The organism is Micromonospora sp. NPDC005171 (genome assembly GCF_040608575.1).
Taxonomy (GTDB): domain Bacteria; phylum Actinomycetota; class Actinomycetes; order Mycobacteriales; family Micromonosporaceae; genus Micromonospora.
In genome coordinates this window covers 1-8,833 of record NZ_JBEXIM010000072.1, presented here as the reverse complement: position 1 = coordinate 8,833, position 8,833 = coordinate 1, and the positions used below count along the sequence as shown (strand labels likewise).

General features: G+C 72.9%; 8 protein-coding genes. 2 read left to right on the top strand and 6 right to left on the bottom strand.

Features of this window, described 5'->3' with window-relative positions; genetic code table 11:
- Positions 1-466 precede the first annotated feature (466 nt).
- Together ABZU74_RS33735 and ABZU74_RS33730 are read right to left on the bottom strand one after the other, a co-directional pair.
- Positions 467-2,005: a replication-associated recombination protein A gene (locus ABZU74_RS33735; protein WP_355432753.1), complete on the bottom strand. Its 1,539-nt coding sequence runs from the start codon at positions 2,003-2,005 to the stop codon at positions 467-469.
- Positions 2,006-2,079: 74 nt separating this feature from the next.
- Positions 2,080-2,292: a hypothetical protein gene (locus ABZU74_RS33730; RefSeq protein ID WP_334506565.1), complete on the bottom strand. Its 213-nt coding sequence runs from the start codon at positions 2,290-2,292 to the stop codon at positions 2,080-2,082.
- A 140-nt stretch (positions 2,293-2,432) separates the two neighbouring features.
- Here ABZU74_RS33730 and ABZU74_RS33725 point away from each other — a divergent pair, with 140 nt between their 5' ends.
- Entirely contained in the window at positions 2,433-3,173 is a 741-nt protein-coding gene (locus ABZU74_RS33725; RefSeq protein ID WP_355432750.1) for a GNAT family N-acetyltransferase, read from the top strand.
- A 34-nt stretch (positions 3,174-3,207) separates the two neighbouring features.
- Here ABZU74_RS33725 and ABZU74_RS33720 read toward each other — a convergent pair whose 3' ends face one another.
- The 4 genes from ABZU74_RS33720 to aspS all read right to left on the bottom strand — a co-directional run bounded on the left by ABZU74_RS33720 (position 3,208) and on the right by aspS (position 7,942).
- Positions 3,208-4,494, bottom strand: a complete 1,287-nt coding sequence (locus tag ABZU74_RS33720) for an MFS transporter (RefSeq protein ID WP_355432747.1) — start codon at positions 4,492-4,494, stop codon at positions 3,208-3,210.
- 55 nt (positions 4,495-4,549) lie between these two features.
- On the bottom strand, positions 4,550-5,158 hold the full coding sequence (locus ABZU74_RS33715; RefSeq protein ID WP_355432744.1) for a helix-turn-helix domain-containing protein: 609 nt from the start codon (positions 5,156-5,158) through the stop codon (positions 4,550-4,552).
- 62 nt (positions 5,159-5,220) lie between these two features.
- Positions 5,221-6,033, bottom strand: coding sequence for a sugar nucleotide-binding protein (locus tag ABZU74_RS33710; RefSeq protein ID WP_355432741.1), 813 nt, complete (start codon positions 6,031-6,033; stop codon positions 5,221-5,223).
- Between the two features lie 103 nt (positions 6,034-6,136).
- Entirely contained in the window at positions 6,137-7,942 is a 1,806-nt protein-coding gene (gene aspS, locus ABZU74_RS33705) for an aspartate--tRNA ligase (protein WP_355432739.1), read from the bottom strand.
- A gap of 154 nt (positions 7,943-8,096) precedes the next feature.
- Here aspS and ABZU74_RS33700 point away from each other — a divergent pair, with 154 nt between their 5' ends.
- Positions 8,097-8,831 (top strand): DUF998 domain-containing protein, encoded by a 735-nt coding sequence (locus tag ABZU74_RS33700; RefSeq protein ID WP_355432736.1) that lies wholly within the window; start codon positions 8,097-8,099, stop codon positions 8,829-8,831.
- Positions 8,832-8,833: the final 2 nt, after the last annotated feature.

Genomic DNA, 8,833 nt, shown 5'->3' with positions numbered 1-8,833 from the left:
AACAACAAGACGGAAAACCAGATTCCGGTTGAAGTGAGTGGTGTTCAGATGTGTCCTCTTCCGACCCCCCCCCCCGGCCAGGGGCCGTCGACCGGTCGACGGGTGGCGGCGCCGCCCGGTTCACTCTGGCGGGGGGCCGGCTGCGCCGAGGCCTCCGGCGCACTGCCGCGTGCACCGGCCGGCTCCGCCGGCGTACGTGGGACGGGTTGTGCCGGCGGCCCGGCCGGGTCTGCCGGCGGCATGCCCCCGCTGGGTCGGTTCGGCTCCGCCGGTACACCGTCCGGGCCCAGCTCCGTGCGTTGCTGCTTGGCCGAGCGCAGGTCGTCGATCCAGCCGAACTCCTCGCCGGCGACCGGCTCCTCCGGCTCGGGCTCAGCCGCCCGGCCGCGACCCCAACGGCGGGTCTTGGCGCGGGGATCGCGCCGCTCGTCCGGGCCCTCGTCCGGGCGGTCCCCACCACGCGATCTCACTGTTGACCCTCTCCTGCGGCGTCAGTGCCGCTGTCCTGCATCGTGCCGGGAGCACCCATGCCCGTCGTCGGACGGGTGCCACCCGGGGATAGCGCTGGCGCGGCCTGCGCCGTTACGGACGGCTCGGATGTCGGCGTCTCCGGGCGGGCGGCCGGGGCCGGCAGACCACGCACGATCCGGCGCAGCACCGGCAGCCGGCTGGCCACCGACCGCTCCGCGCCGTGCGGGCTGGGCTGGTAGTAGTCGGTGCCCACCAGGTCGTCCGGAACGTACTGCTGGGTGACCACGCCGCGCTGGTCGTCGTGCGGGTAGCGGTAGCCGGTCCCGTGGCCCAACCCTCGGGCGCCGGCGTAGTGCGCGTCGCGCAGCCCACGCGGCACCGGGCCACCGCGACCGGCCCGGACGTCGGCGATCGCGGCGCCGATGGCGCTGGTGGCCGAGTTCGACTTGGGCGCGGTGGCCAGGTGGATCACCGCCTGGGCGAGGTTGAGCTGCGCTTCGGGCAGCCCGACGTACTCGACCGCGTGCGCGGCGGCGGTCGCGACGCTCAGCGCCCCAGGGTCGGCCATGCCCACGTCCTCGCTGGCGAAGATGACCAGGCGACGGGCGATGAACCGGGCGTCCTCACCGGCGACCAGCATGCGGGCAAGCCAGTGCACCGCCGCGTCCACGTCCGAGCCGCGCATGCTCTTGATGAAGGCGCTGACCACGTCGTAGTGGGCGTCGCCGTCGCGGTCGTAGCGCACCGCCGCCACGTCGACCGCCTGCTCGGCGGTGGCGAGGTCGATACGCCCGCTGCCGAGGGCCGTGGCGGAGGCCGCCGCCGCCTCCAGGGCGGTCAGCGCCTTGCGGACGTCACCGGCAGCCAGCCGGACCAGGTGATCCTCGGCCTCGCTGGTCAGGGCGAGTGCGCCATCCAGGCCACGCTTGTCGGCGACCGCGCGGCGCAGCAGACCCCGCACCGCCTCGTCGTCCAACGGTTGCAGGGTGAGCAGCACGCACCGCGACAGCAGCGGTGAGATGACCGAGAAGTACGGGTTCTCGGTGGTCGCCGCCAGCAGGGTGACCGTACGGTCCTCGACGGCGGCGAGCAGCGAATCCTGTTGGGTCTTGCTGAACCGGTGCACCTCGTCGATGAAGAGCACTGTCTGCGGGCCGCCGGATCGGCGCTGGCGGCGAGCAGCCTCGATCACCGCCCGGACGTCCTTCACGCCGGCGGAGAGCGCCGACATGGCGACGAACCGGCGGTCGGTCGCTGCGGCCACCAGGTGCGCGATGGTGGTCTTGCCGCTGCCCGGCGGGCCCCAGAGGATCACCGACATCGGAGCCCCGCCGGAGACCAGTTGGCGCAGGGGCGCGCCGGGTGCGAGCAGGTGCTCCTGCCCGACCAACTCGTCGAGGGTCACCGGGCGCATCCGGACGGGCAGGGGCGAATCGTCGGCCACCGCGGTGAAGCCGTCGACACCGGCGCGACCGTCGGGCGCGCTGCGCGACCCGGCGGGTTCACCGAGGGAGAAGAGGGCGTCGGACTCCATCACGAAGACAGTACCGGGCCGGGCCCACGACGCCGGAATCGCGCCACGGGCCCGCCACCGGTGATCGGTTCCGGTCAGCCACGCCCGGGGCGACGACCCCGGTACCAGCGGCCGCCGCCACCGCCGCGCGGGCCGCTGCCCACGCCGGCCAGGTAGAGCGAGAGCAGGAGTAGTCCGATGAGCACGAGGGTGTTCCAGTTGAACAGGTCCGGTGCTCCGAAGTTGGTGTCGAGCAGGTCGAGCAGCAGGGCAAAGCCAAAGACGATGGCCGCGAGAATGGCGAGCATGTCGGTCCTCCGGTGGGGGTTCCCAGTAGGTCGGCGCGTGATGTACCCAATCGGTCGACTCGTCAATCTCCACGGTGGAGGCGGCCACCCCGCGTCGGCCCGGCGCGGGTCGTCCCCCTCCGGCTCCTAGGCTGGACCGCATGATCATCGACGACCAGGTGCTCCAGGACCGGAGTGCCATCCTGGCCGCCGTCGGCCACCACCCGTTCGCCCGGCACGCAGTCGGGCGGGCCGTGCCGGCGCGCGCGTACCGACGCGCCGGCGCCGTGCTGTGGCTGGTCCCGCCGGAGCACGGACCGGCCGGCTGTGCGATCGGCCCGGCCGAACCGGCGCTGGAGATCTGTGTCGCGCTCGCCGCCGACGGGATGCTCCAGCCCGGGCAACGGCTGCACCTGCCTCGACACGACCGCGCTCTGCTGGCCGACCGGTTGGCGGTGGCAGAGCACAGCGACTGGGACTTCCACTGGACCGACACGTCGCCACCGACGCAGCCGGACGAGCAGTCGGTGGTACGCCTCACCGACGCCGACCAGCCGGCGCTGGCGGCGCTTGTCGAAGAATCGTTCCCCAGCAGCACCTCCCGCCCGGGCGACCCACGGGTGGTGGACTGGTACGGCATCCGGGCCGGCGACCGGTTGGTGGCGTGCGGCGCGGACCGCAGCCAGGGTGACATCGGCTTCCTCGCCGGCCTGACCGTCGCCCCCGACCAGCGGGGTCGAGGGCTGGGCGCGTCCCTGACCGCGGGGATGACCCGGGCGCTGCTGGCGCGCCACGACGTCGTGGGGCTCGGCGTCTACACGCACAACGTCGGTGCGGCGCGGCTCTACCGTCGGCTCGGCTTCACCAGCACCCTCCCGCTCAGCTCGATCCGCCTCGCCTGACCGGCGATTCGGCCGGTCAGGCGAGGGGTCTTCGCTAACGGTCGGCGGCGGGAACCGGGACGGCTGTCGGCTCGACGACGGGTGCGGCCCGACGCCCGGCCAGCCAGGCGGGCAGGTAGAGCGGGGCGGCGACGGCCAACACCACCGCGCCGACCACCATCGCGGTACCGACGCTGGTGGCGGCGGCGAGCGCGGTCAGCACGACCCCGCCGAGCGCGCCGGCCGGCTGCGCCATCATCGAGTTCAGCGAGAGCACGCTGGTCCGGTACGGGCCGTCGACCTGCCGGTGCAGCAGCCCACTGTGCAACGGGTTGGACGCGCCGTGCACGGCGTAGCAGGCCAGATAGGCCACCAGCACGCCGACCGGCCCGGCGAACAGTCCCATCCCGACCACCGTCACGCCCTGCAGGATGCGCAGCAGGGCCGCACCCGGCGCGGCGCCGCACCAGCGCAGCAGCAGTGGAGTCAGTGCCGCGCCGGCCGCCGAGGCGAGCCAGGCGGCCGAGTTCGCCGGCCCGAGCAGCGCCGCCGCGCGTTCCGGATCGCCGATCACCTCGGCGAGCCGGACCGGCAGCAGCGACTCGAAGGTGACCATGCCGAAGCCCCAGAACAGCTCGACGGCCACCAACGCCAGCAGCACCCGGGAGCGACGCAGGAGCCCGACGGCCTGGCCGATCATCCGGGGCGCCTGGACCACCGAGGCCCGCAGCGCCGCGAAGCCGGTGGCCGGCCGCTCCTCGACCAGCAGCACGACCAACGCGACGAGCGCCGCCGCCTGCGCGACGATGGCGGCCAGCACGGGCACGGTGAGCGCGCTGACCGGCCCGATCGGGCCGAGCGCGATGAGACCACCGCTGAGCAGCGCGCCACCGCCAATCGCCCCGCCGATGACGGTGCCGGCGTACCCGAGGCCGCGCTCGTACTCGGCCTCCGGGTCGGCAGCCAGTGTGGCGTCGACGTACCAGGACTCCAACGGGCCGCTGTCCAGTGCCCGGTAGATGCCCTGCAGCGCCCAGACCACGAAGAACAGCCAGAACGAGTCGGCCACCGCGAACAGCGCCAGCGAGACGAGGTTGAGCACGCCGGCGGCGAGCAGCACCGGTCGACGACCGAGAGCGTCGGCCAGCCCACCGGTGGGCAACTCCAGCGCCAGCACCAGCAGCCCCTGCGCCGTGCCGACCAGGCCGATCTGCGGCAGCGACAGGCCGCGCTCCTGCATCAGCAGGATCATCACCGGGATCATCAGACCCGTGGGCAGCCAGCGCAGGCCGTAGAGCGTGAGGTAGCGACGGCGAACCTGGCGTACGGTCAGCGCGCTCATCGGGTCATCTCCGTTCGCGACTGCGGGGCTCGCAACACCGGCTCACTCCTCGCGCTCACTGGAGGCCCTCGCGCAATGGGTAGGCGGCCAGGAAGACCTGCACCGGGCGGGCTTCCGGGTCGGTGGAGGCGTCGGGCTCGGCCTCGAGGTGATAGCGCTCCAGCACCTGCCACACCTCCGCCTTGAGTTCCTCCAGTCGGGCGGGCGGGATGGTCATGAAGATGTCGCCCATGCCGAAGCCGTCCCGCCAGGCGGGTGACCACTCGTGCTGGGTGGCGAACCAGCGGTCGGCGGTCTCGACGAGGAGACGTACCTGGTCGCCCTGGATCCACTCGATCGCGGCCCGGGCGTCGGGGTCGTCGTCGAAGTCGCTCGGCTCCCAGTTGGTGACGTCGTGCGCCGCCTGCCACCACCGTTGCCGCCCGCTGCCTCGGTCGGGATCCTCGATGACGAGCCCGACCTCGGCGAGTTGGCGCAGGTGGTAGCTGGTCGCGCCGGTGTTGGTGCCGAGCAGTTCGGCGAGGGTGGTGGCGGTGGCGGGCCCCTTCACACGCAGGGCGCCAACCAGCCGCATTCGTAGCGGATGCGCCAGGACCCGGACCTGCCGCTTGTCGATGCGGACCTCACGTAGTGCCGCCCGCCGAGCGTCTTCATCGTTCGCCATGACCGCACACTATCTCTGCACAGTTTCTGTGCACAAGTTCTATGCACAGAAACTGTGCTCGATCAGGCGGTGAGGACTTCCCGTACTCCGCGCAGTCGCGTCCGCAGGAGGGAGGCGGCGCGAGAGCAGTCGAGGCGTACGTCCAAGGGGCGAACCAGGCCGGTCGCCGCGCTCGTGGTGGTCTTCAGCCCGGCCGGGTCCAGGCCGTACCGCTCGGCTACCAGCAGGCCCAGCTCCGCCCTGCTGACCGCGTCCGGGCCGGCCACGTTGAGCAGACCGGAGTACGACGAGGCGACCAGTTCCAGCACCGCCTCGGCCAGGTCGGCGACGTCGATCGGGCAGCGCAGCTCGTCGTCGAACAGGGTGGCCCGGCCGGCGAGCGCGTCCCGGCAGAGCTGGATCTGCTTGCTGCCCTCTCCCACGATCAGGGAGGTCCGCACCAGGGCCGCGCCCGGGTCGATCGCCCGCACGGCAGTCTCGGCGGCGGCCTTCGCGGCACCGTACGCGTGCACCGGCGTGGGCGGTTCGTCGTCGGCGTACGGCACGGGTCGCCCGGCGTGCAACGCGTCGCTGGACACGTGCACCAGCCGGGCACCCACCTCGGCGGCGGCGAGCGCCACGTGCGCGGCACCGTCGGCGGTGACCGCCCAGTCCCCGTACCGGTAGGGGGTCCCGACCACGGCGTCCGGCCGCACCTCGGCGACCAGCGCGCGCACGGCGGACCGGTCGGTCACGTCCAGCCGACGTGCCGCGACACCCGGCACCGCGATCTCGCCGGAGTGGAACGTCCCGACCACCGACCACCCGAGGCCGAGGCCCCGCCGACAGACCTCCCGGCCCAGAAACCCACTACCCCCGACAACAAGTACCCGCACCTGAGCCCACTCCCCCACCGAACGATCAAGAGGTTTGCGTCATCTCGCGGGGCGATGATGACGCAAACCTCTTGATCAACCAAGCAGGGCAGCGGGGGTGCGGTCAGACCGGGTCCGCTACCGGGGCTGCCGGGCCCGCGGTGCCGGTGTGCGCCGCCGCTGCCGGCTTGGGCTTGGCGTCGATGCCGGCCTCGGAGCGCTGCTGGGCGGTGATCGGGGTGGGGGCGCTGGTCAGCGGGTCGAAGCCACCCCGGGTCTTCGGGAAGGCGATGACCTCACGGATGGAATCCGCGCCGGCGAGCAGCATGCAGACCCGGTCCCAGCCGAAGGCGATGCCGCCGTGCGGCGGGGCGCCGTACTTGAACGCCTCCAGCAGGAAGCCGAACTTGTCCTGCGCCTCCTCCGGAGTGATGCCCAGCAGGTCGAAGACCCGCTTCTGCACGTCACCCCGGTGGATACGGATCGACCCGCCGCCGATCTCGTTGCCGTTGCAGACGATGTCGTACGCGTACGCCAGGGCGCGGTCCGGAGCCTCCTCGAACCGGTCCACCCACTCGGCGTTCGGCGAGGTGAACGGGTGGTGCACCGCCGTCCAACCGCCCTCGTCCGTGCGCTCGAACATCGGCGCGTCGACCACCCAGCAGAACGCCCAGGCGCTCTCGTCGATCAGGCCGGACCGCTTGGCGATCTCGACGCGGGCCGCCCCGAGCAACTCCTGAGCCTCCCGCCTGGTGGCGCTCGCGGCGAAGAAGACCGCGTCACCCGGCTTGGCGCCGACCGCGTCGGCGAGCCCGCCCAGGTGCTCGGCGGAGAGGTTCTTCGCCACCGGGCCGCGCGCCTCGCCGGTCTCGGCGTCCAGCACCACGTACGCCAGGCCCCGCGCGCCACGCGCCTTCGCCCAGTCCTGCCAGCCGTCCAGCTCCTTGCGGCTCTGCGCCGCGCCACCCGGCATCACCACCGCGCCGACGTAGCCGCCCGCGTCGATCGCACCGGCGAACACCCGGAACTCGGTGCCGCGCAGATACTCGGTCAGCTCGGTCAGCTCGACGCCGTAGCGCAGGTCCGGCTTGTCCGAGCCGTACCGGGCCATCGCGTCGTGCCACGTGATCCGCGGAATCGGTCGGGTGATCTCGTGTCCGGCCAGGTCCTTCCAGAGCGCCGAGACGATCGCCTCACCGAGGTCGATCACGTCGTCCTCGGTGACGAACGACATCTCGATGTCGAGCTGGGTGAACTCCGGCTGCCGGTCGGCGCGGAAGTCCTCGTCCCGGTAGCAGCGGGCGATCTGGTAGTACCGCTCCATGCCGCCGACCATCAGCAGCTGCTTGAACAGCTGCGGCGACTGCGGCAGCGCGTACCAGCTGCCCGGCTGCAGGCGCACCGGCACCAGGAAGTCCCGGGCGCCCTCCGGCGTCGAACGGGTCAGCGTCGGCGTCTCGATCTCCAGGAAGTCCCGCTCGTGCAGCACGCCCCGGGCGAGCTGGCTGGCACGCGAGCGCAGCCGCAGCGCATTCGCCGGGCCACTGCGGCGCAGGTCCAGATAGCGGTACCGGAGTCGGATGTCGTCGCCGGCCTCGATCTGGTCGTCCACCGGCAGCGGCAGCGGCGCCGCCTCGGAGAGCACCTCCAGCTCGACGGCGGTCACCTCGACCTCGCCGGTGGGCAGCTCCGGGTTCTCGTTGCCGGCCGGGCGGCGGGTCACCTCGCCGACGACCTTCACGCAGAACTCGTTGCGCAGCGCGTGCGCGTCCTCCTCGCGGAACACCACCTGGACCACGCCCGAGCCGTCGCGCAGGTCGACGAAGATGACGCCGCCGTGGTCACGCCGGCGGGCCACCCACCCGGCGAGCGTCACCGTCGAGCCGGCGTCCGCGGCGCGCAGGCTTCCGGCATTGTGGGTACGGATCACGGCTGGCAACTCCTCATCGTGGAACAGTCCTCACCCGCATTCTGTCAGGGGTGGCCGCCCCGCCTCCGGGCACCCGGCAGGCCGGCACGATTCGCTGGTGGGGTGGACCGGCGAACCCGACTCCCCCGGCAGCCGCGCCGGTTAACGTGGCGAAATGCGGCCCGTACCAAACTGGGCCGTCGCCACGGCGGCGGCCGCGCCCGTGCTGCTGGTGGCCGGTTGGACAGTCGCGCAGGAGCGACAGCCCGCCGGGTACGACCCGATCCGGGACACCATCAGCGAGTTGGCGGGCCAGGACGCCACCGACGCCTGGATCATGGTGGCGGCCCTGGTGCTGCTCGGCTGCTGTTACCTGTCGGTCGCCGCGGTCCTGCACGCCGCCGGGCTTCCCAGCCGCTTCCTGCTCGCGATCGGTGGGGTGGCCACCATCGCGCTTGTCGCCTTTCCCCGGCCGCCGGTCGGTGGCTCGCTCAGCCACGGCATCGCGGCGACGGTGGCCGTCCTCGCCCTGGTGCTCTGGCCGGCCGGCTCCGCACTGCGGCTGCCGCGCGGTCATGACTCCGGGCACCCCACCCGACCCGAGCCGCCCTGGGCCTTCCGGCGGGCGGTGGGGCTGAGCGCCACGCTCGTGCTGCTCGCGCTCTTCGGCTGGTGCGCGTTCGAGGTGACAAGTGGATCCCGCACCGGGCTGGCCGAGCGGGTCACGGCGGTGGCGGTCTCCCTCTGGCCGCTGCTGGCGGTCCTCTCCGCCCGGCGGGCGCACCTCGCCTGGTCGGCCGGCGGCACCGTCCGCGTTGGCCCGGACCTGCCGACCATCGGCGTCGTACCCCCGGATCCGCTCGGGCCACCGAGCGGGCCCGCTCCCAGGCGACCCGACCGGCTGCCGTGAGT

Excerpts from the sequence above, each read along its gene's own strand:
- ABZU74_RS33715 (WP_355432744.1), bottom strand. The coding sequence starts at position 5,158 with ATGGCGAACGATGAAGACGCTCGGCGGGCGGCACTACGTGAGGTCCGC.
- ABZU74_RS33735 (WP_355432753.1), bottom strand. The coding sequence starts at position 2,005 with ATGGAGTCCGACGCCCTCTTCTCCCTCGGTGAACCCGCCGGGTCGCGC.
- ABZU74_RS33725 (WP_355432750.1), top strand. The coding sequence starts at position 2,433 with ATGATCATCGACGACCAGGTGCTCCAGGACCGGAGTGCCATCCTGGCC.
- ABZU74_RS33730 (WP_334506565.1), bottom strand. The coding sequence starts at position 2,292 with ATGCTCGCCATTCTCGCGGCCATCGTCTTTGGCTTTGCCCTGCTGCTC.
- ABZU74_RS33720 (WP_355432747.1), bottom strand. The coding sequence starts at position 4,494 with ATGAGCGCGCTGACCGTACGCCAGGTTCGCCGTCGCTACCTCACGCTC.
- ABZU74_RS33700 (WP_355432736.1), top strand. The coding sequence starts at position 8,097 with ATGCGGCCCGTACCAAACTGGGCCGTCGCCACGGCGGCGGCCGCGCCC.